Source organism: Streptomyces parvulus (assembly GCF_014648855.1).
In the GTDB taxonomy this organism is placed as follows: domain Bacteria; phylum Actinomycetota; class Actinomycetes; order Streptomycetales; family Streptomycetaceae; genus Streptomyces; species Streptomyces parvulus.
Genome location: NZ_BMRX01000002.1, coordinates 174,917 through 200,605, shown reverse-complemented (window position 1 = coordinate 200,605; position 25,689 = coordinate 174,917). Strand labels below are relative to the sequence as shown.

Sequence of the window (25,689 nt, the reverse complement as noted above, 5' to 3'; positions counted from 1 at the left end):
CCACCCGATGACGACCATCGCCAGCGGCACCGACACACTCACGCAGAACGCGCTCACCGTCCTCCAGCCCGGCTTCTCCGGCACCACCGCCCCCGACTGGCTGCTCCGCCGGCTCGGCGAGGGCCTGGCCTCCGTCGCCCTGTTCGGGCGGAACGTCAGCACGCCCGAGCAGGTGGCCGCGCTGACCGCGCAGCTGCGTGCCGAACGCGAGGACGTCCTGGTCGCCATCGACGAGGAGGGCGGCGACGTCACGCGGCTGGAGGTCCGCACCGGCTCCTCCTTCCCCGGCAACCACGCCCTCGGCGCGGTGGACGACGTGGGCCTCACCCGCGCGGTCGCCGCCGAACTGGGCCGCCGGCTCGCGGACTGCGGCGTCAACTTCAACTGGGCCCCGTCCGCCGACGTGAACTCCAACCCGGACAACCCCGTCATCGGCGTCCGCTCCTTCGGCGCGAGCACCGACCTGGTCGCCCGGCACACCGCCGCCTACGTCACCGGCATGCAGTCGGCCGGCGTCGCCACCTGCACCAAGCACTTCCCGGGGCACGGGGACACCGGCATCGACTCGCACCACGCCGTGCCCCGCATCGACGTGGACGCGTCGGTGCTGGCCGAGCGCGACCTGGTGCCGTTCCGCGCGGCCATCGCCGCCGGGAGCCGCGCGGTGATGAGCGCCCACATCCTCGCCCCGGCCCTGGACCCGGACCGCCCGGCGACGCTGTCCCGGCGGATCCTGACCGACCTGCTCCGCGGCGAGCTGGGCTACGAGGGCCTCATCGTCACCGACGGCATCGAGATGCGGGCCATCTCCGGCACCTACGGCATCGAACGCGGCAGCGCCCTGGCCATCGCGGCGGGCGCCGACGCGATCTGCGTGGGCGGGGGCCTGTGCGACGAGGACACTGTGCGGCGGCTGTCCGACGCGCTGGTGGACGCCGTCCGCTCCGGGGAGCTGCCCGAGGAGCGGCTGGCCGACGCCGCCGACCGGGTGCGGGCGCTGTCCCGCTGGACCGCGGCGAACAGGCCGGACGCCCGCACGGCCGGCGCCCCGGACGAGGAGGTCGGTCTGCGGGCCGCCCGCCGCGCCCTGCGGGTCACCGCCACCGAGGGCTTCGGTCCGGTCACCGAGCCGCCGTTCGTCGCCGCCTTCACCCCGGTCGCGAACATCGCGGTCGGCGACGAGACCCCCTGGGGCGTCGCCGCCGAACTCCGCCGCCTGCTCCCGGGCACGGAGACGGGCAGCTTCACCGGCCCCGACGCCGGGCAGGGGGCGCTGGCCGCCGCGGGCACCCGCCGGATCGTCGCCGTCGTCCGCGACGAGCACCGCCACCCCTGGATGGCGGCGGCCCTCGACACCCTGCTGGCGGCCCGCCCCGACACGGTCGTCGTCGAGATGGGCGTGCCCCGGGCCGAGCCCCGCGGCTCCCTCCACCTGGCCACCTACGGCGCGGCCCGGGTCTGCGGCCGCGCGGCCGCGGAGGCCGTGGCCGGCGCCTGACGGACGCGCGCACGACGAAGGCGCCGGACCCCGCACGGGTCCGGCGCCTTGGTCGTGGTGGATCAGATGCCCTGCCAGTCGGGCTTGTGGGCGTAGGCGTGCCGGAAGTAGTCGGCGAGCTTGAGCTTGCCGGCGGCGGCCTCGTCGACGACGACCGTCGCGTGCGGGTGCAGCTGGAGCGCGGAGGCCGGGCACAGGGCCGCGACCGGCCCCTCCACACTGGCGGCGACCGCGTCCGCCTTGCCCTCCCCGGTGGCGAGCAGCACCACGTGCCGGGCCTCCAGGATGGTGCCGATGCCCTGCGTGATCACGTGGTGCGGGACCTGCTCGATGTCACCGTCGAAGAAGCGCGCGTTGTCGACGCGGGTCTGCTCGGTGAGCGTCTTGATCCTGGTCCGCGAGGCCAGCGAGGAGCACGGCTCGTTGAAGCCGATGTGCCCGTCGGTGCCGATGCCCAGCAGCTGGAGGTCGACCCCGCCGGCCTCGCCCAGCGCCCGGTCGTACTCCTCGCAGGCCGCCTGGACGTCCTCGGCCGTGCCGTCGGGGCCCAGGAACGCGTCCATGCCGATCCCCAGCGGTTCGAGCACCTCGCGCCGCAGCACCGAGCGGTACGACTCGGGGTGGTCCGCCGGGAGCCCCACATACTCGTCGAGCTGGGCGATCCGTGCCCGCGCGGTGTCCACGGCACCGGAGCGCACCCTGGCCGCCAGCGCCTCGTACACGGGCAGCGGCGTGGAACCGGTGGCCACCCCGAGCAGGGCGTCGGGCTTGCGCCGCAGCAGCTGCGCCATGGCCTCGGCTATGAGTTCGCCGCCCGCCTTGGCATCGGGAACGATGACAACTTCCACGCTGGCCTGCCGTTTCGAAGAGAGGACTGACCCGGGGCCCGGGACTGGCATGTGGTGCTGTGTGGTTTAGACCAATCTAACAGAGCAGGGCCCGCCGGGCGCGGGGAACGATCGGCTAAATTGCCCCCGCGCTCCGGCCCCGCGGGTGCGCCATCAGGGTTAGGCTTCTGGCGGATGCCGACGCCCGGACGACGGGCGGAACGCGCAAGAACAAACACGGTCCACCGCATGGACACGCTTAGTGGTCTAGTCCAGAATGGTGACGAGACGCTGACCGTGTCCCTCACGCGAGGTGACCGTCAGGCCTCCGCCTTCCCCGCACAGGAGGGCGGACCGAGGAACCGGTGCTCTCTGCCCTGACTGCCCCGGCTCCTCATCCTTCGGCCGACCGGGACCGCACACCCCACGGCCGATGTTGCTCCGGGCTGCGGTGCCGGGAGGGTTGAGGGTCCCTCCCAGGCGCCGCGGCCCGCGGGTGTACCGCCAGGTACGCTCGGCCCCGTGCCCTCCATGAACGAACTCGTACGCCAGCACACCGCGCTCGACGACTCCGACCTCGAGTGGCTCCACCTGCTGGTCTCGGAGTGGCAGCTCCTCTCCGACCTCTCCTTCGCCGACCTGGTCCTGTGGGTCCCCACCCGGGACGGCACCCGGTACGTCTCGGTCGCCCAGATGCGGCCCAACACCGGCCCCACCTCCTACCAGGACGACATGGTCGGCCACCTGGTGCCGCGCGGCCGGCGCCCCATGCTGGACGCCGCCCTGGACGAGGGCCGGATCGTGCGCGAGGGCGACCCCGAGTGGCGCGAGGAGGTCCCGGTCCGGGTCGAGTCCATCCCCGTACGCCGCCAGGGACGCGTCCTCGGCGTCATCGCCCGCAACACCAACCTGCTCACCGTGCGCACCCCGAGCCGCCTGGAGCTGACCTATCTGCAGAGTGCCTCGGACCTCGCGCAGATGATCGCGGCCGGCGCCTTCCCGTTCGAGAACCAGCAGGTCGACATGGACGCCTCGCCCCGCGTCGGCGACGGCCTGATCCGGCTCGACGCGGACGGCCTCGTCCAGTACGCCTCCCCGAACGCGCTGTCGGCCTACCACCGCATGGGACTCGCCGCGGACCTGGTCGGCTGCCACCTGGGCCGGACCACCGCCGAACTGGCCCCGTCCCGCGGGCCGGTGGACGAGGCGCTGGCCAAGGTGGCCAGCGGGTGGGCACCGCGCGAGTTCGAGATCGAGGCGCACGACGGGGTGATCCAGTTCCGGGCCATCCCGCTCAAGCCCAAGGGCACCCGCATCGGTTCACTCGTACTGCTGCGCGACGTCACGGAACTGCGCCGCCGCGAACGCGAGTTGATCACCAAGGACGCCACCATCCGGGAGATCCACCACCGGGTGAAGAACAACCTCCAGACGGTGGCGGCCCTGCTGCGCCTCCAGGCCCGGCGCATCGAGTCCGACCGGGGCCGCGAGGCGCTGGAAGAGGCGGTGCGCCGCGTCGGTTCCATCGCGATCGTGCACGAGACGCTGTCCCAGAACCTGGACGAGCGGGTGGAGTTCGACGAGATCGCCGACCGGGTGCTGGCCATGGTCGCCGAGATCTCGCCGGGCAGGGTGGCCGGCCGGCGCACCGGCCGCTTCGGCATCCTCGACGCCGAGGTGGCGACCCCGCTGTCGATGGTGCTGACCGAGGTGCTGCAGAACGCCCTGGAGCACGGTTTCCGGGAGAGCGACACCGGCACGGTCGAGGTCTCCGCGGTCCGCGGCGGCACCGCGAAGGAGGCCCGGCTCAGGGTCACCGTGCAGGACGACGGCGTGGGACTGCCCGCCGGCTTCGACCCGCACCGCTCCGGCAACCTCGGCCTGCAGATCGTCCGCACGCTGGTGGAGGGCGAGTTGGGCGGCACCTTCGACATGGTCCCGGCCCCGGAGCGTGGAACTCAGGTCATTCTGGACATTCCGGTGCCCGTCGCGAAGTAGTGGTGAGATGGCGACGATCTCGCGGAGATCCGGCGACGGAGAGTATCCGGGGCCCGGTCCGGGGCCGCGCCCGCCCTGCCAGGGGCGGGAACGACAAAAGGCCGGGAACAGCAAAAAGCCCCGGACCGGTGAAGGTCCGAGGCCAGTGCTCGTGCGGTCGCATCGGGGGTACTGCGCGCTGCGGCTCGGGAGCGGGGGATGCGTACTCGCTGTACGCGCCGCCAAGCTCAGGCAGGGTGGCTGGTCAGGCGGATGCCTGACGGGCCCGGTTGCGGGCGGCACGGCGCTTCATCGCGCGGCGCTCGTCCTCGCTGAGACCACCCCAGACGCCGGAGTCCTGACCGGACTCGAGCGCCCACTGCAGGCACTGCTCCATGACAGGGCAGCGACGGCAGACGGCCTTGGCTTCCTCGATCTGCAGCAGCGCGGGACCGGTGTTGCCGATGGGGAAGAAGAGCTCGGGGTCTTCCTCGCGGCAAACGGCGCGGTGACGCCAGTCCATGGCTGCTACCTCTCCTTGGTATTACATGCGGGTTGCTTGTGAATGTGAACGCTTTCACGAATCCCTCAACAAGGGAAGGGCCGACAGCCAGGTTCCCTGGCGTGGTCCTGTGGTTTGAAGAGGGGTTCCGGTGATCTGTGGAGGCCGGTCTTGCGGGCCGTCCCGATCGCCAAGAAGAGACTCGCAAACCTCGGCGGCGGATACAACCCCTTCCGGAAAGTTTTTTTTGATTCTTCGGTGTCGACTAGGTCACAGCCGTACTTCCATGGGGTGGACCCTGGTCTAAACGTTCGAGTGAAAGGACTTTCGCCCCTTCTGCTCACACAATCACACGCAGTGCACGGCGTACGCCTGTGAACGTCACGCTGGTTCGCAGCCCCAGGTGGTCACCGTCCATCTGGAGGGGGAGCGGCACCTTCGAATGCAAGGTGAAGTCGGTCTGGTCGTGCAGGGAGACCGCGTGCCGGCCACGGGGTCCGCGCTCGGGGGACGAAGTGAGCAACTGGGTGCCATACCGGGCGACGGCGGCCGTGGACAGGCGGCTGAGACCGAACACGTCCAGCGCGGTGTCGAACGAGGCCTCGGGCGACGCGTAGATCGGGCGGTTGCCGAGGAACGTCCAGGGGCACGTGTTCGAGACTATGGAGAGCACCAGATCGGTGATCGGGTCCTCGCCCGCCCGCTCCAGGGTGATCGTCCCGCTGCGGCGGTGCGGCTCGCCGACGAGCGCGCGCATCACCTGGCGGACGTAGAGCGCGTGCGTCGACTTCTTGCCGCGCTCGCGGTGCTGCTCGACGCGGCCCACGACGCCGGCGTCGAAGCCCAGTCCGGCGTTGAAGGTGAACCACCGGGACGGCACCGCCTCGTCCTCCGTCCCCGGAGTGCCGGAGGCCAGCCCCAGGCCGACGGTCCGCTCACTGCCCTCGCGTATCGCGTCCAGCAGGGCGCCGGTCGCCTCCACCGCGTGGTTGGGCAGGCCGAGGGCGCGGGCGAAGACGTTGGTGGATCCGCCGGGGACCACGGCGAGGCCGGGCAGGTGCTCCGGATCGGGGCCCGCGTGCAGCAGGCCGTTGACCACCTCGTTCACCGTGCCGTCGCCGCCGAGAGCCACCACCAGTTCGATGTCGTCGCTCTGCGCGGCGTGCCGGCCGAGGTCGCGGGCGTGCCCGCGGTACTCGGTGGTGACGGCCTCCAGCTTCATCTCGCTCGCGAGCGCGTGGATCAGCACGTCGCGCGTACGCGCACTCGTGGTGGTTGCCGCCGGGTTGACCACGAGAAGTGCACGCATGGTCTGCAGGGTACCTACTGGGTGGTACTCGGCCCAGCCCGAGGGGAAGATCGCCACCGGCGAAGCGCGCACGTGGTAGGGGCGGGCACCCCCGCGGGCGCTTGTGCGCGGAGGGCTACCCTTCAGGGGTGAGCAGTGAGCCGAACCCCGTTACCGAAGCCGCCGAAGAGGCGGGCCCCCGTCCCGGCCGGCTGACCGCCGCGGCCGCGCTCGCCGCACTGGAGGGGCTGGCGCTCGTCGTGGGCGGCGCCTGGATGGTCGTCGGCGGCCTGACCGGCCATCCCGACGACCGGACCGCCGCGATCACCGGCGGAGTCACCCTGATCGTCCTCGCCCTGCTGCCGCTGCTCGCCGCGCGCGGGCTGCTCGGCCGGCGGGGCTGGAGCCGCGGACCCGCCGTGATCACGCAGATCATGGCGCTGCCCGTGGCCTACAACCTGCTGACGACCAACGGCCCGGCCATCCCCGCGGGCATCGTCCTCGCCGCGGTCGCCGTCATGGCGCTGGTGCTGCTCGTCAACCCGGAGACCACCCAGGCCCTCGGCATCCGGGGCCCCGGCCGCGCCGGCAAGTAGCCGGGAAGGGGCCCGGAGCGCCGGGAAGGGCCGCCGCCCGCCGGTGCGGGCCGGGCGGCTACTCCTCGACCAGCAGCTTCTCCCGCAGCTGCGCCAGCGTGCGGGCCAGCAGCCGGGAGACGTGCATCTGCGAGATGCCGACCTCCTGCGCGATCTGCGACTGCGTCATGTTGCCGAAGAAGCGCAGCAGCAGGATCCGCTTCTCCCGCGGCGGGAGATCCTCCAGCAGCGGCTTCAGCGATTCCCGGTACTCGACGCCCTCCAGGGCCTCGTCCTCGGCGCCGAGGGTGTCCGCGACCGCCGGGGACTCGTCGTCGGTGTCCGGCACGTCGAGGGAGAGCGTGGAGTAGGCGTTGGCCGACTCCAGGCCCTCCAGGACCTCCTCCTCGGAGATCGCGAGCTTCTGGGCCAGCTCGTGCACCGTGGGGGAGCGCCCGTGCAGCTGGGACAGCTCCGCGGTGGCCGTGGTCAGGGCCAGCCGCAGCTCCTGGAGCCGGCGCGGTACGCGCACCGCCCAGCCCTTGTCCCGGAAGTGGCGCTTGATCTCGCCGACCACCGTCGGTGTCGCGTACGTGGAGAACTCCACCCCGCGGTCCGGGTCGAAGCGGTCGACCGACTTGATCAGTCCGATGGTGGCGACCTGGGTCAGGTCGTCCAGCGGCTCGCCGCGGTTGCGGAAGCGGCGGGCGAGGTGCTCGACGAGGGGCAGGTGCATGCGGACGAGCCGGTTGCGCAGCTCCGCGTAGGCGGGGCTGTCCTTCTCCAGCGTCCGCAGCTCGGTGAAGAGCACGCGCGCGCCCCGCTGCGGTCGTGCGGGTCGTGCCGCGTGCCCCGGGTGCCCCCGGAACCCGGCGCGTCGTCCTCGGCGTGTCGCTCGTGCTCGCTCATCGTCCCCGTTGCCCTTCCCCGAGCCTTCACCTCCGGCCGGACGGGCGGGACGGGGGTGTCCCCGCCCCGCTGCCCGTCACCCGGAACGACGCCCTCGGGCGAGGTCTCGTCCTCCGGGTGCGGCCGGGCCTGCTCGGGGATGCCGTCGATGCCGTCCGCCGTGCGCCGGGCCTCGTTCGAGGAACGCGCGCCCTCGGCCGGCCGCTCCCGTGTGCCGCGCTCGTCGTCCCGCACCGGCCCGTCCCCGTCCCCGTTTCCGTCCCTCACGTCGGCCCGGGTCCCGCGCCGCGCTGTTTGTAGAGGCTGATCGAAACGGTTTTGTCCTCGTCCACGGCGGAGGAGACCTTGCCCGCGAGGGCGGACAGCACCGTCCAGGCGAAGGTGTCCCGCGAGGGGGCGTGGCCGTCCGTGGTCGGCGCCGAGACGGTGACTTCGAGCGAGTCGTCGACGAGGCGGAAGACACAGCTGAGCACCGAGCCGGGCACGGCCTGCTGGAGCAGGATCGCGCAGGCCTCGTCGACTGCGATGCGCAGGTCCTCGATCTCGTCGAGGGTGAAGTCCAAACGGGCTGCGAGGCCGGCCGTCGCCGTACGCAGCACCGACAGGTAGGCACCCGCGGCCGGCAGCCGGACTTCGACGAAGTCCTGGGTCGCGGGCTCGCCTGCGATCTGGGACACCCTCACCTCCAAGGTGGTACAAGCGTTACAGGGCCAGGGGGTCGCCCTCGGGGTAACGCGATACGTGGTTCAGCGGTGACGTTATCGCGCTCCGAAGTTTCCTGTCCCCGAGACCCCAACCCCTTGCTGTCACTCATAGTAAACACGCGAACACGCACAGTGGCTAGGGGTTCGGCGGGCCCAAATCGGAAGAGCGCGCGCCGGGTTGACGTACCCAGGCGTCAGACGGTCGAACCGTACCCGGCCGAGGTCACACGAGGACGTGGTCGACGAAGCACCAGCGCCAGTTCTCGCCGGGTTCGAAGGTGCGCATCACCGGGTGGCCGCTCTCCTTGTGGTGCGCCGTGGCGTGCTGTCCGGGCGAGGAGTCGCAGCAGCCGACGTGACCGCAGTCGAGGCACAGCCGCAGCTGCACCGGGTCCGTGCCCTCGGCCAGGCACTCCGGACAGGTCTCGCCGCGCGGCTCCGGTTCGGGGTGCGGCAGCGCGTCGGCGTGCGTGCACTGTTTCATGATTGCCAGGTTACGACGGGTGTGCGGATCACCGCGCGGAAAACGAGGGCGGGCGAGGACGATGGACGTGATGCCGCTGCTGTTGCTGGTGGCGGGGAGTGCCGCGGTCGCCGCGGCCGGACGGCGGGTGCCGGTGCCGGTGCCGCTGCTGCTGGTGGCGGTGGGCCTGATGGTGAGCTACGTGCCGGGCGTGCCCGACTACACCCTCGACCCGCACATCGTCCTGCCCCTGCTGCTGCCGCCGTTGCTCTACACGGCGGCCACCGACAGCTCCTACCTGGACCTGCGCGCGCAGCTGCGGCCGGTGGCCCTGCTCTCCGTGGGCTACGTCCTCTTCGCGACCTTCGTCGTCGGCGCCGCCGCCTACCTGATCGTGCCGGGGCTGCCGCTGACCGCGGCCCTGGTGCTCGGCGCGGTGGTCGCGCCGCCGGACGCGGTCGCCGCCACGGCCGTCGCGCGCCGCGTGGGGCTGCCCTCCCGGATCACCACGATCCTCCAGGGCGAGTCCCTGGTGAACGACGCCACCGCGATCACCGCCTTCCGGGTGGCGCTCGCGGCCGCGGTCGGCGAGGGCGCCACCTGGGCCGGCGGAATCCTGGAGTTCGTCGTCGCGGCGATCGGCGGCATCGGCATGGGACTGGTGCTGATGGTGCCGCTGCACTGGCTGCGCACCCACCTGCGGGAGGCGCTGCTCCAGAACACGCTCTCCCTGCTCATTCCGTTCGTGGCCTACGCGGTCGCCGAGCAGGTGCACGCCTCCGGGGTGCTCGCGGTGGTCGTCGTCGCGCTCTATCTCGGCCACCGCGCGTGGGAGGTCGACTTCGCCACCCGGCTCCAGGAGGAGGCGGTGTGGAAGATGGTCGCCTTCGTGCTGGAGTCGGCGGTCTTCGCCCTGATCGGCCTCCAGCTGCCCGTCGTCCTCAAGGGACTCGGCGAGTACGAGGGCGCCGAGGCCGCCTGGTACGCCGTGGCCGTCTTCCTGGTGGTCGCGGCGGCGCGGTTCGTGTGGGTGTATCCGGCCACCTTCCTGCCGCGCCTGTCGGCACGCGTACGCGCGCGCGAGGGGGAGATGTCCTGGAAGGGGCCGTTCATCATCGGCTGGGCGGGGATGCGGGGCGTGGTCTCGCTGGCCATCGCGTTCTCCATCCCCCTCACGGTGCACGACGGCGGTCCCTTCCCGGAGCGCAACCTCATCCTGTTCCTCACCTTCACCACCGTCATCGGCACGCTGGTCGTCCAGGGCGTGACCCTGCCGCCGCTGATCCGGCTGCTGAAGTTCCCCACCCGCGACGTGCGGACCGAGACGCTGGCCGAGGCCAACGCCCAGGCGCAGGCCTCCCGGGCCGCCGAGCAGCGCCTGGACGACCTGCTCGCCGACGAGCGCAACGCCCTGCCGGGCCCGCTCGCCGACCGCCTGCGCAGGGTCCTGGAACGCCGCCGCAACGCCGTCTGGGAGCGGCTCGGCCAGGTCAACCAGGTCAGCGGCGAGACCGTCGACGACACCTACCGGCGGCTGTCCCGGGAGATGATCGGCGCCGAGCGCGACGTCTTCGTCCGGCTGCGGGACGGCCGCTACATCGACGACGAGATGCTGCGGACGCTGCTGCGCCGCCTCGACCTGGAGGAGGCGGCGGCCTACCGGGAGACCACGTGAGCGGCGGTTCGCCGGGTGCCGGAGCGGTTCAGGGGAAGGGGCGGCCGGTGACGACCGCGGCCAGGGTCGTCCCGCGCGGGAAGGCGCCCTCCCGGACGAGGGTCACCAGGGCGTACAGCAGCTTGGCGACGTAGACGCGCTCCACGGGGAGACCGTGGCGGTGCTCGAAGTCGTCGGCGAAGGCGTCCAGCTCGGGAGTCGAACGGGTGTAGCCGCCGCAGTGGAAGCGGTCGTCGAGACTCCAGTCGCCGCGCGGCCCGCCGAACGCGCGGTCCTGGAGTCGCCGTATGTCGCCGGACAGGAAGCCGCCCTTGAGGACGGGGATCCCCAGGGCCCGCGCGCCCCGGGGCAGCCCCGCGGCCAGACCGGCCATCGTGCCCCCGGTCCCGCAGGCCACGGCGGCCACGTCGGCGTGGCCGCCCAGCTCCTCGCCGAGGGCCCGGCAGCCGCGGACGGCCGGGCCGTTGCTGCCGCCCTCGGGCACGACCAGCGCGTCCTCGGCGCCCGCCGCGCGCAGCAGCGCCGCCAGGGCCCCGGGCTCGTCCTTGCGGCGGTACGTCGCGCGGTCGACGAAGTGCAGCCGCATGCCGTCCGCCGCGCATCGGGCCAGGGAGGCGTTGAGCGGCCGCTCCGCCAGCTCCTGGCCGCGCACCACGCCCACCGTGGACAGGCCGAGCAGCCGGCCGGCGGCGGCCGTGGCGCGCAGGTGGTTGGAGTAGGCGCCGCCGAACGTGACGACGGTGCGGCCCCGCGCGGTGGCCAGATTCGGCGCGAGTTTGCGCCATTTGTTGCCCACCAGGTCGGGGTGGATCAGGTCGTCCCGCTTCAGCAGCAGCCGGACGCCGTGCCGCTCGAACCGCTCGTCGGCGACCTCCTGGCACGGTGACGGCAGACGGGGGCCCAGGGCGGCTAGGTCGGGGGTGTCGGTGCCGGTCACCGGGCCATTGTCACGCGGCCGCCCGTCCCGCGCCGCCGGGTGTGCGGCACCGCGCGCGGTGCGTGCGTCACTTCAGGCGGTCCCGGATCCGGCTCCGCATGGACGCCATCGTGAACCCGCGCGGGTCCACCTTCCCGGGCTGCCACTCCAGGTGACCGATCACGGACCGTTCGTTCCACCCGTGGTAGCGGCAGACCGCGGCCGCGGCCCGCTCGATCGCCTCCAGCTGCGCGGCCGGCCAGGGGTCGTCGCCGTCGCCCAGGTTCTCGCACTCGAACCCGTAGAAGTGCCGGTTGCCGTCGGTGTTCGCCTCGTTGTCCGCCGGCAGCGCCTTCTCCGCGATCACCGCGCGCAGCACGTCGTCGTCGCCGAGTCCCGCGTGGTTGGCCCGGCCGTACCCGACCAGGTGGACCCGGCCGTCCTTCGTGATGACGCCGTGGCACAGGGGGCCGGGCAGCCCCTCGTAGCCCTTGCGGCAGATGTCCACCGTGCGCGCGCTGCCCTTGGTGACCGTGTGGTGGATCATCACGCCGTTCACGGGCCCCCACGGGCCCTTGTGGTTGCGGTTGTGGTCGCGCCAGTCGCCGACCTCGACGACGGTGAGTCCCTCCGCCTTCAGTGCCTTGAGGAAGCTGCTCGCGGACATGGGTGTGGCCACGGCCGACTCCTTCACCCTGAGTGACGACCGCCCGGTGCGACCGCCTCGTACGGTGCTTGTACCGAAACGGAGCCCCCGCTATTACTTGTTCGGCCCGTGAGCGAGCGTTTTCGGACAACCTTCTCCCGGCCAGCCGCGTCGAACCGGGCCGGACAAGAGCGCCCGAGCGCGAACAAGCTCCCATATCTGCCCCGGCTCCCGGTGATCCATTCCCGCTCTTTCGTGTAATAGCACCGGCACGCTCCGTGAGGAAGGCTGGTCCACGCACATCGATGCCGGGCGCAGCCGTCCGGCATGACCGGGAGGGCAATTCCTTATGTCGGTAGGCGAAGAGGTCCGCACCGAGCAGACCAGGCCGCAGCAGAGCCTCGGCACGGCGGCCGCGCGGAACCTGGCCACCACCACCAAGTCCGTTCCTCAGATGCAGGAGATCAGCTCGCGCTGGCTGCTGCGCTCGCTTCCCTGGCTGGACATCCAGGGCGGCACGTACCGGGTGAACCGGCGTCTGACCTTCGCCGTCGGCGACGGCCGCGTCACGTTCGTGAAGACCGGAGACCGCGTCGAGGTCGTCCCCGCGGAGCTGGGCGAGCTGCCGGCGCTGCGGTCGTACGAGGACGACGAGGTCCTGTCGGAGCTCGCGCAGCGCTGCGAGCAGCGGGAGTTCGGCCCCGGCGAGGTGATCGCGTCCTTCGGCGGCCGGGCCGACGAGGTGTACCTGCTGGCGCACGGCAAGGTCGAGAAGATCGGCACCGGTCCCTACGGCGACGACGCGGTGCTCGGAGTCCTCGCCGACGGCGCCTACTTCGGCGACCAGGCGCTGCTCGACGCGGACGCCATCTGGGAGTACACGGCCCGCACGGTCACCGCCTGCACCGTCCTCGTGCTGCCCCGCCAGGAGGTGGAGCAGGTCGCGGAGCGCGCGGAGACCCTGAGCGCGCACCTGGAGGAGCAGCGCTCGCGCCCCGAGCAGAACACCAACAAGCACGGCGAGAAGGCGATCGACCTCTCCGCCGGCCACAGCGGCGAGCCGGACATCCCGCACACCTTCGTCGACTACGAGGCCCGGCCCCGCGAGTACGAGCTGAGCGTCGCCCAGACCGTGCTGCGCATCCACTCGCGCGTGGCCGACCTGTACAACCAGCCGATGAACCAGACGGAGCAGCAGATCCGGCTCACCGTCGAGGCGTTGAAGGAGCGCCAGGAGCACGAGCTGGTCAACAACCGCGAGTTCGGCCTGCTGCACAACTGCGAGTACGACCAGCGCATCCAGCCGCACGACGGCGTGCCCGGCCCGGACGACCTCGACGAGCTGCTCAGCCGCCGCCGGGGCACCAAGCTGCTGCTCGCCCACCCGCGCGCGATCGCCGCGATCGGCCGGGAGCTGAACCGGCGCGGACTGGTCCCCGAGACGATCGACGTCGCCGGCCACCGCATCCCCACCTGGCGCGGGGTGCCCATCTACCCGTGCAACAAGATCCCGGTCACCGAGGCTCGCACGACCTCCATCATCGCCATGCGCACCGGCGAGCAGGAGCAGGGCGTCATCGGGCTGCGGGCCACCGGCATCCCGGACGAGATCGAGCCGAGTCTGTCGGTGCGCTTCATGGGCATCAACGAGCAGGCCGTCATCAAGTACCTGGTCACGGCCTACTACTCGGCCGCGGTCCTCGTGCCGGACGCGCTGGGCGTCCTGGAGAACGTCGAGATCGGCCGCTGGCAGTGACGCCAGTCCACCCGACGCCGTGTCCCCGCCCTCCCGGGCGGGTACACCCCCGGGGTACGGGAGCGCGCTGATGGGGGAGGTGAGTCCATGACCGAGACCGGGTGCGGCACGACCGCGACCCGCGGCCCCACCGGAGCGCCGGAAAGGCACGGGACCATCGGCACACAGCGCGCGGGCGAACCGCCCACCCCGGCCGGCCGGCCGGACCCGGCGGAGTCCGAGGGCCAGGAGGCGGCGGCGCTCCTGCGCGAGTCCCGGGCGTCGGTCGACCCCGAACTGCGCTCCGCCATCGCCACCCTGCCCCCGACGATGAGCCGCGTCGCGCTCTACCACTTCGGCTGGCAGCACGCGGACGGCACCCCGGCCGAGGGCAACGCGGGCAAGGCGATCCGCCCGGCACTCGTCCTCACCGCGGCCGCCGCGCTCGGCGGGGCCGCGGCCCGGCAGTCGGCGGTGCGGGCCGCCGCCGCGGTGGAGCTGATCCACAACTTCACGCTGCTGCACGACGACGTGATGGACCGCGACACCACCAGGCGCCACCGGCCCACCGCCTGGACCGTGTTCGGCGACGCCGACGCGATCCTCACCGGCGACGCCGTCCAGGCGCTCGGCATGCGGCTGCTCGCCACGGACCCGCATCCGGCGTCCGCGGCGGCGGCCGTCCGGCTGGCCGACTGCGTCATGGAGCTGTGCGAGGGCCAGCACACGGACACGGCGATGGAGCGGCGCGCCCCGCACGAGGTGACCCTCGACGAGACGCTCGCCATGGCCGAGGCCAAGACGGGCGCCCTGCTCGGGTGCGCCTGCGCGCTGGGCGGCCTGTACGCCGGTGCCGCCGAGGAGGACGTCGAGGCGCTGGACGCCTTCGGGCGGCAGGCCGGGCTGGCCTTCCAGCTCATCGACGACGTCATCGGCATATGGGGCGACCCGCGCCACACCGGCAAGCCGGCCGGCGCGGACCTGGCCGTCCGCAAGAAGTCACTGCCGGTGGTCGCCGCCCTCACCTCCGGCACCCCGGCCGCCGCCGAACTGGCCGCGCTCTACGCCGCGCCGTACGACGAGGAGAAGGAGGACCTGGAGCGCACCGCCCTGGCGGTGGAGCGGGCCGGCGGCCGGGACTGGGCGCAGGCCCAGGCGGCCGACCGGATGGCCCGGGCGATGCAGGAACTGGCCCGTGCCGTGCCGGACCCGGAGGCGGCGGGCGGACTGCTCGCGCTGGCCGAGTTCGTGACCCGCCGCACCACCTGAGGGCCGCCCGGCGCACCACACGGCCACCGGGGACGCCCCGGCCGGCCGCGCAAGACCCCGGAGTCCGTGCCGGGCCGTACGGCACCTGACCCGACGTACGGCCGCACCGCCGACGGCTCCGGCCCGGCGGGTCCCGCACTTCCCCACGGTGTGCGGGGCCCGCCTCCTTCGCGTATCCGCCGGGGTGATGCCCCGTCCGGTGCGCACGGCTTCCCGGATAGGCTCAACCGCCGTACGTACCAGCGAGGTTGAGCCGAGGGGGCGGGGCGGTCATGGGCGTGGTGATCCGGACGGCGGGGGAGGACGACCGGGAGCGGGTGGTCCGGCTGCTGGACGAGGCCTTCCAGGACGACCCGGTGAGCAGCTGGGTCTTTCCCGGCGCGGAGTACCGCCGGGCCACCCACCACCGGCTGATGGCCGCCTTCACCGACGCCGTCCTCGCCGAGGGGCGCGTCGACCTCACGGAGGACGGCGCCGCCTGCGCGCTGTGGCTGCCCGTGCCAGCGGAACCCCCGACCGGGGCGGAGCCCGTCGAGGACGGCCCCGCGCTGGTGCGCCGCGCCGTCGACCCGGACAACGAGCGGGTCGAGCTGATCGCCCGCCTCACCGAGGGCATCCATCCCACCGGCCGGGCGCACGAGTACCTGTGGATGATCGGCGTGGCGCCCGGACGCCAGGGCCAGGGTCTGGGCACCGCGCTGATGGCGCCGGTCCTGGACCGGTGCGACGGCGACGGGACGCCCGCGTACCTGGAGGCGAGCAGCGCGCGCGGACGCGTGCTGTACGAGCGCCTGGGCTTCGAGTTCACCGGGCAGGCGCTCCGGCTCCCCGACGGTCCCCCGATGTGGCCGATGTGGCGCGAGCCGAGGGCGGGAGTGGACCGCGCGCGATAATCGGATGCCGGACAACTACGACTGGAGTACTGTGATCGTAGTGGTCAAGCGGTGGCCACCACGGAGGGGACCAATTTGCGCAAGCTCACGTACTTCATCGCCTGTTCGATCGACGGCTTCATCGGCGGCCCGGACGGCGACGCGTCGTTCATGTACCGGTTCGTCGACGAGGAGTTCTTCGAGTTCCTGAAGGAGGAGTACCCGGAGACGGTGCCGACCTTCGGCCGGCGGCACAGAGGCATCGACGACCTGCCGAACAAGCGGTTCGACACCGTCGTCCAGGGCCGCGGCAGCTACGACCTGGCGCTGAAGGAGGGCATCACCAGCCCCTACGCCCACCTGCGGGAGATCGTCGCCTCGCGCACGCTGACGGAGTCGCCCGACCCCAACGTCGAGATCGTCTCGACGGACCTGGTCGGCCGGGTCCGCGAACTGAAGGCGGAGGAGGGCGGCCTGGACATCTACCTGTGCGGCGGAGCGGCCGTCGCGGGGGAGCTGGCCGACGAGGTCGACGAGCTGGTCATCAAGACCTATCCCGTGGTGCTGGGCACCGGCATGCCGATGTTCGCCTCTGGGTTCGACGTCTCCGAGTTCACCACCGGCCGGGTGCGGACCTTCGGCAACGGCGTCGTGGTGCGCACCTACGAGCGCAGGCGCTGAACCTCCCGCGCGAGGACGCGAGGGGCCCGGACACGCGAAAGGGCCCGGCCGGGTTGCGGCCGGGCCCCTCCGGTGTGTCCTGAGGCCCGCGATGGTGCACCGATCGCCGGCCCGAGACGCAGGCGGTCAGGCCTTCTTGGTCTCCCAGAAGATCTTGTCGATCTGGGCGATGTAGTCCAGGGCCTTCTGGCCGGTCGCCGGGTCGGTCGAACCCTTGGCGGCCGAGAGGGCCTTCAGGGTGTCGTTGACCAGCTGGTGCAGCTCCGGGTACTTCTCGAAGTGCGGGGGCTTGAAGTAGTCGCTCCACAGCACGGACACGTGGTGCTTCGCGAGCTCGGCGCGCTGCTCCTTGATGACCGTGGCGCGGGCCTGGAAGTGCGGGTCGTCGTTGCCGGCCATCTTCTCCTGGACGGCCTTGACCGACTCCGCTTCGATGCGGGCCTGGGCCGGGTCGTACACGCCGCAGGGCAGGTCGCAGTGGGCGCTGACCGTGACCTTGGGGGCAAACAGGCGGGAAAGCATGAAGCGTTCCTTCCTCGTGATCGTCTTCTCAGGGGGGACATTACTCCCTGGGTGGCCCGATTTCGCGAGTGCCCCCGTGGGCTTAGGACAAAAGTCCGGGGTGAGACTGAGACTGGTGGAGGAAAGACCGGGGAGGTGCCGGGTGATGCCGGAGCGGCTGTCGCAGGAGACCGAGCACGCGAGAGGGGCGTTGCCCTTCGGACCGGCCGAGGTGACCGGGCCCTCGATGGTGCCCACGCTGCACCACGGGGACGTGCTGCTGGTGCACTGGGGCGCACGGGTCCGGCCGGGTGACGTCGTGGTGCTGCGCCACCCGTTCCAGCAGGACCTGCTGGTGGTCAAGCGCGCGACCGAGCGGCGCGGCTCCGGGTGGTGGGTGCTTGGGGACAACGCCTTCGCGGGCGGGGACAGCACCGACTACGGCGTCGTCCCGGCGGACCTCGTGCTCGGCCGGGTGCGGCTGCGGTACCGGCCGCCCAGGGCGGGTCAGCGCTCCCCGTTCGCCGTGGCCCGCTGGGCGCTGTCCGCGGTCAGGCCGGTGCCGGCCGACCGGTCCGCCTCCAGGCGCTTGCGGGCGCGGTAGGCCGCCACGTTGGCGCGGGTCGCGCAGCGGTCGGAGCAGTAGCGCCGGGAGCGGTTGGTGGAGGTGTCCAGGTAGGCGTTGCGGCAGGGGGAGGCCTCGCACAGGCCGAGGCGGTCCACGCCGTACTCGGTGAGGTGGAAGGCGAGGCCCATCGCGGCGATGGCGGCGAAGCCGGCGGTGGCGTTGGACGGGTGGTCCGCCAGGTGCATGTGCCACAGCGGCCGGCCGTCGTCGTCGCGGTGGTCGTGGCCGGAGATCTGCGGGCTCACCGGGAACTCCAGGAGCAGCGAGTTCAGCAGGTCCACGGCGAGGGTCTCGTCACCGGCGTCGGCCGCCTCGAACACCGCCCGCAGGCGTCCCCGGACCGAGCGGAAGCGCGTCACGTCCGACTCCGCCGCCCGCCGGGCCGCCGACTGGTTGGCACCGAACAGCTCGCGGACGGCCTCCACGGAGGTCAGGGAGTCCTGCCCCCGGGACGGTTCCTCGGTGTTGACGAGACGTACGGCGTAATCCGAGTAATAGGCCAGTTCCACTTGTAGTCCTTACGAAGGGGCTCTAGGGTCGTGCCTGCGGTCAGGTAACAGCTGATCGTGCTTCCAGGGTATTACGTCACGCATGCACGGAGGGGCCCGATGACGGACGCGGACACCACGAACACCACCCACGCCACCACGGCAGGCGCGGACTGGCGGGCCTGGCAGGAGAGCTGGGACCGGCAGCAGGAGTGGTACATGCCGGACCGGGAGGAGCGCTTCCGGATCATGCTCGACATGGTCGAGGCGCTCGTCGGCACCGCACCCCGGGTGCTCGACCTGGCCTGCGGCACCGGCACCATCACGGCCCGGCTGCTGGCCCGCTTCCCCGACGCCACCAGCACCGGCGTCGACCTCGACCCCGCGCTGCTCGCGATCGCCGAGGGCACCTTCGCCGGCGACGACCGGGTCTCCTTCGTCACCGCCGACCTCAAGGACCCCGACTGGCCGGCGAAGCTGCCGCACGACTCGTACGACGCCGTCCTCACCGCCACGGCGCTGCACTGGCTCCACGCCGAACCCCTCGCGGATCTCTACGGCCGGGTCGCGGGCCTGGTCCGCGACGGCGGTGTCTTCATGAACGCGGACCACATGATCGACGAGACGACACCCCGGATCAACGCGGCCGAGCGGGCGCAGCGGCACGCGCGGATGGACGCGGCCAAGGGCGGGGGCGCGCTCGACTGGGCCGAGTGGTGGCAGCTCGCCGCCAAGGACCCGGTCCTCGCCGAACCGACCGCCCGCCGCTTCGAGATCTACGGCGAGCACGCCGACGGCGAGATGCCCTCGCCGGCCTGGCACGCGCGCGTGCTGCGCGAGAAGGGCTTCGGCGAGGCGCGGCCGGTGTGGTGCTCGCCGTCGGACACGCTGCTGCTCGCGGTGAAGTAGGACGCGGAACAGGGGAGGGGCGGTACGGATCTTCCGTACCGCCCCTCCGTGTGCGCGACCGCCGGTCCTCAGAGGACCTTGGACAGGAACGCCTTCGTGCGCTCGTGCTGCGGGTCGGTCAGGACCTCGCGCGGGTTGCCCGACTCGACGACGACGCCGTCGTCCATGAAGACCAGGCTGTCGCCCACCTCGCGGGCGAAGCCCATCTCGTGGGTGACGACGACCATCGTCATGCCGGACTCAGCCAGGTCGCGCATGACGTCGAGGACGTCACCGACCAGCTCCGGGTCCAGGGCCGAGGTCGGCTCGTCGAACAGCATCAGCTTCGGGTCCATCGCGAGCGCCCGCGCGATCGCGACCCGCTGCTGCTGGCCGCCGGAGAGCTGCGAGGGGTAGTTGCGGGCCCGGTCGGCCAGGCCCACCCGCTCCAGCAGGGCGCCCGCGCGCTCCCGCGCCTGCGCCTTGCTCACGCCCTTGACCTGGACCGGCGCCTCCATGACGTTCTCCAGCGCCGTCATGTGCGGGAACAGGTTGAAGCGCTGGAAGACCATGCCGATGTCCCGGCGCTTGACCGCGACCTCGCTGTCCTTCAGCTCGTAGAGCTTGTCGCCCTTCTGGCGGTAGCCGACCAGCTCTCCGTCGACGTAGAGCCGTCCGGCGTTGATCTTCTCCAGGTGGTTGATGCACCGCAGGAAGGTGGACTTGCCGGAGCCGGAGGGGCCGATCAGGCAGAACACCTCACCGGACTTCACCTCCAGGTCGATGCCCTTGAGGACCTCGATGGCGCCGAAGGACTTGTGGACGCCCTCGGCCTTGACCATGGCGGTCATGCGGCACCTCCCTTCGTGCTGGAGCGGGTCGACAGGGAGAACAGGTTCGCCCTGATCTTCTGCATCGGCGTCGGCGGCAGGCTGCGGCTGGAGCCGCGGGCGTAGTACCGCTCCAGGTAGTACTGGCCGACGCTGAAGATCGAGGTCAGCAGCAGGTACCAGGCCGCCGCCAGGAACAGCATCTCGGCCGGTGCGCCCGAGGTCTGACCGATGTCCTGGGCGGCGCGGAGCAACTCGGGATACTGGACGACCGACACCAGCGAGGTCGTCTTCAGCATGTTGATGACCTCGTTGCCCGTCGGCGGCACGATCACACGCATCGCCTGCGGGATGACGATGCGGCGCAGCGTCTTGGTGTGGCTCATGCCGAGGGCGTGCGACGCCTCCGTCTGGCCCTCGTCGACCGCGAGCAGACCGGCGCGGCAGATCTCCGCCATGTACGCGGCCTCGTTGAGGCCGAGGCCGAGCAGCGCCGTCAGGAACGGCGTCATGAAGTCGGACCACTCGTCGCGGTAGAACGGGCCGAGGTTGATGTACTCGAAGACCAGGCCCAGGTTGAACCAGACGATCAGCTGCACCAGGACCGGCGTGCCGCGGAAGAACCAGATGTAGAACCACGCGATGGACGAGGTCACCGGGTTCTTCGACAGCCGCATCACCGCGAGCATGACGCCGCCGACGATGCCGATCAGCATGGCCAGGACGGTGATCAGGAGCGTCTTGCCCATACCGGACAGGATCCGGTCGTCGAAGAAGTAGTCCGGGATCGTGCCCCAGTTGATCTTGCCCTGGGAGAACGCGTACACGACCGCGGCCAGCAGCGCGATCGCGACGACCGCGGTGAGGTAGCGGCCGTAGTGTCGGACCGGGATGGCCTTGATGGCCTCCGGGCCGGCCGGCGGGGTGTCCGCCGGGCCGGAGCCCGTCTTGTCGATGTCAACAGTCACGGAGGTTGCCTTTCAGTGCCCGCCGCGCGGTCACTTGCCGCCGTTGATGGTGGCCTCCGTGACGGCACCTTCCGCCACGCCCCACTTGTCCATGATCTTCTTGTACTCGCCATTGGCGATCACCGCGTCCAGCGCCGCCTTCAGGGCGTCGCGCAGCTGGGTGCTCTCCTTGGCGACCGCGATGCCGTACGGCGCGGCCTCGACCTGCTCGCCGACCATCTCGAAGTCCTTGCCGCCGCCGGAGGTCTTCACCGCGTACGCCGCCACCGGGAAGTCGGAGGAGCCGGCGTCGGCGCCGCCCGCGCGCAGGCGGGTCTGGGCCTGCTGGTCGTTGTCGAAGGCCTCCATGGAGATCTTCTTGCCGGCCGGGCACTTCTCGTTCTCGGCCTTGGCGAGGTCCTCGGAGACCGTGCCGCGCTGGAGGACGAGCTTCTTCCCGCACAGGTCGGACCAGGTCTTGATGCCCTGGTCGTCGCCCTTCTTGGTGTAGATCGAGACACCGGCGGTGAAGTAGTCGACGAAGTCGACGCCCTGGCCGACCTTCTTGCCGGTGTCCGAGTCGATGCCCTCCTGGCGGTCCTTGGTGTCGGTCATCGCGGACATGGCGATGTCGTACCGCTTGGAGCGCAGACCCGTGATCAGGGTGTCGAAGGTGCCGTTCTCGAATTCGAACTTCACGCCGAGCTGCTTGCCGAGGGCGTCGGCGAGGTCGGGGTCGATTCCGACCGTCTTGCCGGAGTCGTCCTTGAACTCGACCGGCGCGTAGGCGATGTCGGAGCCCACCTTGACGGTGCCCTTGTCGCGGATCGACTTCGGCAGCTTGTCGGCGAGCGGAGCGCTGCTCGAGGACTGGCTGTCGCTGCTGCCGGAGTCGCTGTTCTCGGTCTGGTCGCCGCATCCGGCGAGCAGCAGCGCGCCTGCGACCGCGATCGCACCGACCGCTGCTGTCCGGGAGTGCGCGGTCGTACGACGGGTGGAGCTTGCGGTCATGGGGTTCCTCCGGCGGATGAATGGAGTTGCCGATGGGGACGGTGGTGTTCCGGTGGAGCGGGCGCCCGCCGGGGGACCGGTGGGCGCCGTGGGTCGACGAGAGCACACGCCTTCGAGTGCCGCGACCTCGTGTGATTACGGCATCTTGCCATTCGGACTCGGCCATTCAGGGGGCCGTCATGTCAAAATCGGATAACGGGTGACCCCCCGAACCGGACCAGGTCGGTACATCACGACCGAACCTTTACGGGAATCTGCCCCTCCGGCCGGAAGATCTGCGGAATTTCTCGTTATCCGGGCATGGATCGTGAGCGTTCACGGCCGATGAAGGCCGCTTCTCCCGCTCTGTCAAGAGGCCGCGCGAGGTTGTCCTGATCCCCGGCTATGAGCCATGTCACCGACATGCGGCGTTCGGGGTCCGACATGTGAGCTTGCGCTTATCCGACTCGTCGCCGGGGGCGTCCGTCGGGTAAGAAGGTTCTTTACACCCCTCATCAGGGGCTCAGGGCGCGTGTGCGGCGCGCCCGTCGTGCGGGGTCCTCGTGGCCCGTACAGCCATCCTCCCGCGCGGTGCCCGCCCATTCCTCACCAGGAGTGGACAAACCCTCAAACCATGAACTCTTAAGGGGTAAGACAAAGTGGCAGCGGAGATCGTCAATCCTCGCAGCGACAACGGCGCCGGTGCGGAGCAGGAGGCGGGCGGGCAGCCCCTCGACTCCTTCGACCCCGCGTTCGCGCTGCACCGCGGCGGCAAGATGGCCGTGCAGGCCACCGTGCCGGTCCGCGACAAGGAAGACCTGTCCCTGGCGTACACGCCCGGCGTCGCGAAGGTGTGCAGCGCGATCGCCGAGCAGCCCGACCTCGTCCACGACTACACGTGGAAGTCCTCGGTCGTGGCGGTCGTGACGGACGGTACGGCGGTGCTGGGACTCGGGGACATCGGCCCCGAGGCCTCCCTTCCGGTGATGGAGGGGAAGGCGATCCTCTTCAAGCAGTTCGGCGGGGTGGACGCGGTCCCGATCGCTCTGGCCTGCACGGACGCCGACGAGATCGTCGAGACGGTGGTCCGTCTCGCGCCCTCCTTCGGCGGCGTGAACCTGGAGGACATCTCGGCGCCGCGCTGCTTCGAGATCGAGCGCAAGCTCCAGGAGCGCCTGGACATCCCGGTCTTCCACGACGACCAGCACGGCACGGCGGTCGTGACGCTGGCGGCGCTGCGCAACGCGGTGCGGCTGAGCGGGCGGACGCTGGGCGAGCTGCGCGCGGTGATCTCGGGCGCCGGCGCGGCCGGTGTCGCCATCGCCAAGATGCTGGTGGAGGCCGGCATCGGGGACGTCGCCCTCGCGGACCGCAAGGGCATCATCTCCGCGGGCCGGACGGACCTCACGCCGGTCAAGGAGGAGGTGGCCTCCTTCACCAACAAGGCGGGGCTGACCGGTTCGCTGGAGGACGCGCTCGCGGGCGCCGACGTCTTCATCGGCGTCTCCGGCGGCACCGTGGCCGAGGACGCGGTGGCCTCGATGGCGAAGGGTGCCTTCGTCTTCGCGATGGCCAACCCGAACCCCGAGGTCCACCCGGAGGTCGCCCACAAGTACGCGGCGGTCGTCGCGACGGGGCGCTCGGACTTCCCGAATCAGATCAACAACGTGCTGGCGTTCCCCGGCATCTTCGCGGGCGCGCTCCAGGTGCGGGCGTCGCGGATCACCGAGGGCATGAAGCTCGCGGCGGCCGAGGCGCTGGCCTCCGTGGTCGGCGACGACCTCGCCGCGGACTACGTCATCCCGTCGCCGTTCGACGAGCGGGTCGCCCCGGCCGTCACGGCGGCGGTGGCCGCCGCGGCCCGTGCCGAGGGCGTCGCGCGCCGGTGACGGTGTGACCCGCGTGTGCGCCGGGCGGCCCCGTCCTCCTCCGGGAGGGCGGGGCCGCTCCCTTGTGCGGGGAGGCGGCTGCCGCCCGGTCCGGCCGTGGACGTGATGGCAAGAGGGTGTGTGTCACAGGGCGTCGTGGTTCCGGTCGGCGGGTGCGGAACCTATCGTCAGGGCCATGTTCGCTGTCTACGCCGCCCGAATCGACCGCGACGAGCCGCTGACCGGCCTGGAGTTGGGAGAGCTTCCCGCTCCCGGGGCCCGTCCGGGCTGGAGCGTCGTCGATGTCAGGGCCGCCTCCCTCAACCATCACGACCTGTGGTCCCTGCGCGGCGTCGGCCTCCCGGAGGACCGGCTGCCGATGATCCTGGGCTGCGACGCGGCCGGCGTCGACGCGGACGGCAACGAGGTCGTCCTGCACTCGGTGATCGGCCAGACCGGCCACGGGGTCGGTCCCCGGGAGCCCCGCTCCATCCTCACCGAGCGGTATCCGGGGACCTTCGCCGAGCAGGTCGCCGTGCCGACCTGGAACCTCCTGCCCAAGCCGAAGGAGCTGTCCTTCGCGGAGGCCGCCTGCCTGCCGACCGCCTGGCTGACGGCGTACCGCATGCTGTTCACCAACGCCGGGGTGCGTCCCGGTGACTCGGTGCTGGTGCAGGGCGCCGGCGGCGGGGTGGCCACGGCCGCGATCGTGCTCGGCCGGGCCGCGGGGCTGCGGGTCTTCGCCACCAGCCGGGACGAGGCCAAGCGCAAGCGGGCCCTGGAACTGGGCGCGGTCGAGGCGGTGGAGCCGGGCGCGCGGCTGCCGCAGCGGGTGGACGCCGTCATCGAGACCGTGGGCGCCGCCACCTGGTCGCACTCGGTGAAGTCGCTGCGACCGGGCGGCACGCTCGTCATTTCCGGCGCCACCAGCGGCGACCGGCCCTCCCACGCGGAGCTGACCCGCATCTTCTTCCTGGAGCTGAAGGTCGTCGGCTCCACGATGGGCACCAAGGACGAGCTGGAGGACCTGCTCTCCTTCTGCGCCGCCACCGGCGTACGCCCCGTCATCGACGACATCCTGCCGATGGACCGGGCCCGGGAGGGCTTCGAGCGGATGGCCTCCGGCGAGCTGTTCGGGAAGATCGTGCTCAGCGCCTCCTGACTCCCGCGTTTGTCAATGAGGGTTGACGCCGGACAGGTGTCAACCTAAGTTGACCGTATGAGTGAAGCAACGGATCTCGCCACGCGTGCGGGTGACCGCGACCCCAGGGTCGGGCTGCGGGCCGTCGCCGCGCTGCGAAGGCTGCTGGAGCAGCTGGAGGCGGTGCAGGTGCGCAGCGCGCGCAACCAGGGCTGGTCGTGGCAGGAGATCGCCACGGAACTCGGGATCAGCAGGCAGGCCGTGCACAAGAAGTACGGGAGGCGTTGATGTTCGAGCGATTCACGAAGGACGCGCGGGCCGTCGTGCAGGGGGCCGTCGAACAGGCCGAGGCGGCCGAGGCGCGGACCGTCGACACCGGGCATCTGCTGCTCGCCCTGCTGGAACGGGAGGGCAGCCGGGCCTCCTTCGCGCTGACGGCGGCCGGCGCCGGCGGTGCGGGACGGGACTCGGTGCGGCGGGCGCTGGCCGAGGCGCGGCGGCACGCCGGACTGTCGCGGGCCGAGACGGACGCGCTCGCCGGACTGGGGATCGACGTCTCGGAGATCGTCGCCCGGGTGGAGGAGGCGCACGGCGCCGGCGCCATGTCCGGCGGCGGGAAGCCCGGACGCCGGTGGTCCGGGCACCGCGGCTTCGACCGGGACGCCAAGCGGGTGCTGGAGCAGGCGCTGCGCGTCGCCGTGGCCCGGCGCGACCGGCACATCGGCGACGAACACCTGCTCCTCGCCCTGACGATCCTCCCCGGCGTGCCCGCCGAGGTGCTCGCCGACCACGGGGTGACCCACGCGTCGGTGACCAGGGTGCTGGGCGGCGGATCCGGCGAGGACACGGGCGCGGCCTGCGCCTGACCCCG

General features: G+C 71.7%; 26 protein-coding genes and 1 pseudogene. 14 read left to right on the top strand and 13 right to left on the bottom strand.

The genetic code is table 11. The features are described 5' to 3' along the window. Positions 1 to 7 precede the first annotated feature (7 nt). On the top strand, positions 8 to 1,498 hold the full coding sequence (locus IE108_RS03855) for a glycoside hydrolase family 3 protein (protein WP_064729766.1): 1,491 nt from the start codon (positions 8 to 10) through the stop codon (positions 1,496 to 1,498). Between the two features lie 62 nt (positions 1,499 to 1,560). Here the strand turns inward: IE108_RS03855 and nagB are convergent, their stop codons facing one another. After that, positions 1,561 to 2,346: a glucosamine-6-phosphate deaminase gene (nagB, locus tag IE108_RS03850; RefSeq protein ID WP_064729767.1), complete on the bottom strand. Its 786-nt coding sequence runs from the start codon at positions 2,344 to 2,346 to the stop codon at positions 1,561 to 1,563. Positions 2,347 to 2,847: 501 nt separating this feature from the next. On the opposite strand from nagB, the gene IE108_RS03845 reads away from it, so the two are divergent. After that, positions 2,848 to 4,323 carry a sensor histidine kinase gene (locus IE108_RS03845; protein ID WP_064729768.1) on the top strand — a complete coding sequence of 492 codons (1,476 nt, stop codon included), beginning with the start codon at positions 2,848 to 2,850 and terminating at the stop codon, positions 4,321 to 4,323. Positions 4,324 to 4,567: 244 nt separating this feature from the next. Here IE108_RS03845 and IE108_RS03840 read toward each other — a convergent pair whose 3' ends face one another. Then, the gene (locus IE108_RS03840; RefSeq protein WP_003973730.1) at positions 4,568 to 4,825 is read right to left on the bottom strand and encodes a WhiB family transcriptional regulator; all 258 of its coding nucleotides are present in this window, start codon (positions 4,823 to 4,825) and stop codon (positions 4,568 to 4,570) included. A gap of 319 nt (positions 4,826 to 5,144) precedes the next feature. Further along, positions 5,145 to 6,113 (bottom strand): diacylglycerol/lipid kinase family protein, encoded by a 969-nt coding sequence (locus IE108_RS03835; RefSeq protein WP_064729769.1) that lies wholly within the window; start codon positions 6,111 to 6,113, stop codon positions 5,145 to 5,147. Positions 6,114 to 6,241: 128 nt separating this feature from the next. Between IE108_RS03835 and IE108_RS03830 the strand changes: the two genes are divergently transcribed. Beyond that, on the top strand, positions 6,242 to 6,688 hold the full coding sequence (locus tag IE108_RS03830) for a hypothetical protein (protein WP_064729770.1): 447 nt from the start codon (positions 6,242 to 6,244) through the stop codon (positions 6,686 to 6,688). Between the two features lie 58 nt (positions 6,689 to 6,746). Here IE108_RS03830 and IE108_RS03825 read toward each other — a convergent pair. The 3 genes and pseudogenes from IE108_RS03825 to IE108_RS03815 form a co-directional block, all read right to left on the bottom strand. Beyond that, positions 6,747 to 7,810, bottom strand: a pseudogene (locus IE108_RS03825) (RNA polymerase sigma factor SigF). A gap of 29 nt (positions 7,811 to 7,839) precedes the next feature. After that, on the bottom strand, positions 7,840 to 8,253 hold the full coding sequence (locus IE108_RS03820) for an ATP-binding protein (RefSeq protein ID WP_003973726.1): 414 nt from the start codon (positions 8,251 to 8,253) through the stop codon (positions 7,840 to 7,842). Between the two features lie 250 nt (positions 8,254 to 8,503). After that, positions 8,504 to 8,764, bottom strand: coding sequence for a UBP-type zinc finger domain-containing protein (locus IE108_RS03815; RefSeq protein WP_064729771.1), 261 nt, complete (start codon positions 8,762 to 8,764; stop codon positions 8,504 to 8,506). Between the two features lie 61 nt (positions 8,765 to 8,825). Here IE108_RS03815 and IE108_RS03810 point away from each other — a divergent pair, with 61 nt between their 5' ends. Further along, the gene (locus IE108_RS03810) at positions 8,826 to 10,418 is read left to right on the top strand and encodes a Na+/H+ antiporter (protein ID WP_064729772.1); all 1,593 of its coding nucleotides are present in this window, start codon (positions 8,826 to 8,828) and stop codon (positions 10,416 to 10,418) included. A gap of 28 nt (positions 10,419 to 10,446) precedes the next feature. Here IE108_RS03810 and IE108_RS03805 read toward each other — a convergent pair whose 3' ends face one another. Beyond that, positions 10,447 to 11,355 carry a 1-aminocyclopropane-1-carboxylate deaminase/D-cysteine desulfhydrase gene (locus tag IE108_RS03805; protein ID WP_064729773.1) on the bottom strand — a complete coding sequence of 303 codons (909 nt, stop codon included), beginning with the start codon at positions 11,353 to 11,355 and terminating at the stop codon, positions 10,447 to 10,449. A gap of 67 nt (positions 11,356 to 11,422) precedes the next feature. Beyond that, positions 11,423 to 12,001 carry an N-acetylmuramoyl-L-alanine amidase gene (locus IE108_RS03800; protein ID WP_064729774.1) on the bottom strand — a complete coding sequence of 193 codons (579 nt, stop codon included), beginning with the start codon at positions 11,999 to 12,001 and terminating at the stop codon, positions 11,423 to 11,425. Between the two features lie 328 nt (positions 12,002 to 12,329). Here IE108_RS03800 and IE108_RS03795 point away from each other — a divergent pair, with 328 nt between their 5' ends. The 4 genes from IE108_RS03795 (at position 12,330) to IE108_RS03780 (ending at position 16,537) form a co-directional block, all read left to right on the top strand. Beyond that, positions 12,330 to 13,736, top strand: coding sequence for a family 2B encapsulin nanocompartment shell protein (locus IE108_RS03795; protein ID WP_064729775.1), 1,407 nt, complete (start codon positions 12,330 to 12,332; stop codon positions 13,734 to 13,736). Between the two features lie 87 nt (positions 13,737 to 13,823). Continuing rightward, positions 13,824 to 14,984, top strand: a complete 1,161-nt coding sequence (locus IE108_RS03790) for a family 2 encapsulin nanocompartment cargo protein polyprenyl transferase (RefSeq protein WP_064729776.1) — start codon at positions 13,824 to 13,826, stop codon at positions 14,982 to 14,984. Positions 14,985 to 15,256: 272 nt separating this feature from the next. Then, positions 15,257 to 15,877 (top strand): GNAT family N-acetyltransferase, encoded by a 621-nt coding sequence (locus IE108_RS03785; protein ID WP_064729777.1) that lies wholly within the window; start codon positions 15,257 to 15,259, stop codon positions 15,875 to 15,877. A gap of 75 nt (positions 15,878 to 15,952) precedes the next feature. Beyond that, positions 15,953 to 16,537, top strand: coding sequence for a dihydrofolate reductase family protein (locus tag IE108_RS03780; protein WP_064729778.1), 585 nt, complete (start codon positions 15,953 to 15,955; stop codon positions 16,535 to 16,537). Between the two features lie 126 nt (positions 16,538 to 16,663). On the opposite strand, the gene sodN is transcribed toward IE108_RS03780, so the two are convergent. Then, a complete protein-coding gene (sodN, locus tag IE108_RS03775; protein ID WP_064729779.1) occupies positions 16,664 to 17,059 on the bottom strand; it encodes a superoxide dismutase, Ni in 396 nt (131 codons plus the stop codon). A gap of 145 nt (positions 17,060 to 17,204) precedes the next feature. Here sodN and sodX point away from each other — a divergent pair, with 145 nt between their 5' ends. Continuing rightward, complete coding sequence (gene sodX, locus IE108_RS03770) at positions 17,205 to 17,642, top strand: nickel-type superoxide dismutase maturation protease (protein WP_064729780.1); 438 nt, start codon at positions 17,205 to 17,207, stop codon at positions 17,640 to 17,642. On the opposite strand, the gene IE108_RS03765 is transcribed toward sodX, so the two are convergent. Next, positions 17,546 to 18,175: a CGNR zinc finger domain-containing protein gene (locus tag IE108_RS03765; RefSeq protein WP_064729781.1), complete on the bottom strand. Its 630-nt coding sequence runs from the start codon at positions 18,173 to 18,175 to the stop codon at positions 17,546 to 17,548. The genes sodX and IE108_RS03765 overlap by 97 nt on opposite strands. A gap of 99 nt (positions 18,176 to 18,274) precedes the next feature. Here IE108_RS03765 and IE108_RS03760 point away from each other — a divergent pair, with 99 nt between their 5' ends. After that, positions 18,275 to 19,063, top strand: a complete 789-nt coding sequence (locus tag IE108_RS03760; protein WP_064729782.1) for a class I SAM-dependent methyltransferase — start codon at positions 18,275 to 18,277, stop codon at positions 19,061 to 19,063. 68 nt (positions 19,064 to 19,131) lie between these two features. Here the strand turns inward: IE108_RS03760 and IE108_RS03755 are convergent, their stop codons facing one another. Genes IE108_RS03755 through IE108_RS03745 form a run of 3 tightly spaced genes read right to left on the bottom strand, consistent with a single transcriptional unit; the run spans position 19,132 to position 21,830 of the window. Beyond that, positions 19,132 to 19,893: an amino acid ABC transporter ATP-binding protein gene (locus IE108_RS03755; RefSeq protein ID WP_064729783.1), complete on the bottom strand. Its 762-nt coding sequence runs from the start codon at positions 19,891 to 19,893 to the stop codon at positions 19,132 to 19,134. After that, positions 19,890 to 20,840, bottom strand: a complete 951-nt coding sequence (locus IE108_RS03750) for an amino acid ABC transporter permease (protein ID WP_064729784.1) — start codon at positions 20,838 to 20,840, stop codon at positions 19,890 to 19,892. The genes IE108_RS03755 and IE108_RS03750 overlap by 4 nt, the downstream gene beginning before the upstream one ends. 30 nt (positions 20,841 to 20,870) lie before the next feature. Beyond that, positions 20,871 to 21,830, bottom strand: coding sequence for an ABC transporter substrate-binding protein (locus IE108_RS03745; protein ID WP_064729785.1), 960 nt, complete (start codon positions 21,828 to 21,830; stop codon positions 20,871 to 20,873). A gap of 638 nt (positions 21,831 to 22,468) precedes the next feature. On the opposite strand from IE108_RS03745, the gene IE108_RS03740 reads away from it, so the two are divergent. The 4 genes from IE108_RS03740 (at position 22,469) to IE108_RS03725 (ending at position 25,684) form a co-directional block, all read left to right on the top strand. Continuing rightward, the gene (locus tag IE108_RS03740) at positions 22,469 to 23,698 is read left to right on the top strand and encodes an NAD(P)-dependent malic enzyme (RefSeq protein WP_064729786.1); all 1,230 of its coding nucleotides are present in this window, start codon (positions 22,469 to 22,471) and stop codon (positions 23,696 to 23,698) included. A gap of 175 nt (positions 23,699 to 23,873) precedes the next feature. Continuing rightward, the gene (locus IE108_RS03735; RefSeq protein ID WP_064729787.1) at positions 23,874 to 24,839 is read left to right on the top strand and encodes a zinc-binding dehydrogenase; all 966 of its coding nucleotides are present in this window, start codon (positions 23,874 to 23,876) and stop codon (positions 24,837 to 24,839) included. A gap of 57 nt (positions 24,840 to 24,896) precedes the next feature. After that, positions 24,897 to 25,106 carry a helix-turn-helix domain-containing protein gene (locus IE108_RS03730; protein ID WP_064729788.1) on the top strand — a complete coding sequence of 70 codons (210 nt, stop codon included), beginning with the start codon at positions 24,897 to 24,899 and terminating at the stop codon, positions 25,104 to 25,106. Next, positions 25,106 to 25,684: a Clp protease N-terminal domain-containing protein gene (locus IE108_RS03725; RefSeq protein ID WP_064729789.1), complete on the top strand. Its 579-nt coding sequence runs from the start codon at positions 25,106 to 25,108 to the stop codon at positions 25,682 to 25,684. The genes IE108_RS03730 and IE108_RS03725 overlap by 1 nt, the downstream gene beginning before the upstream one ends. Positions 25,685 to 25,689 lie beyond the last annotated feature (5 nt).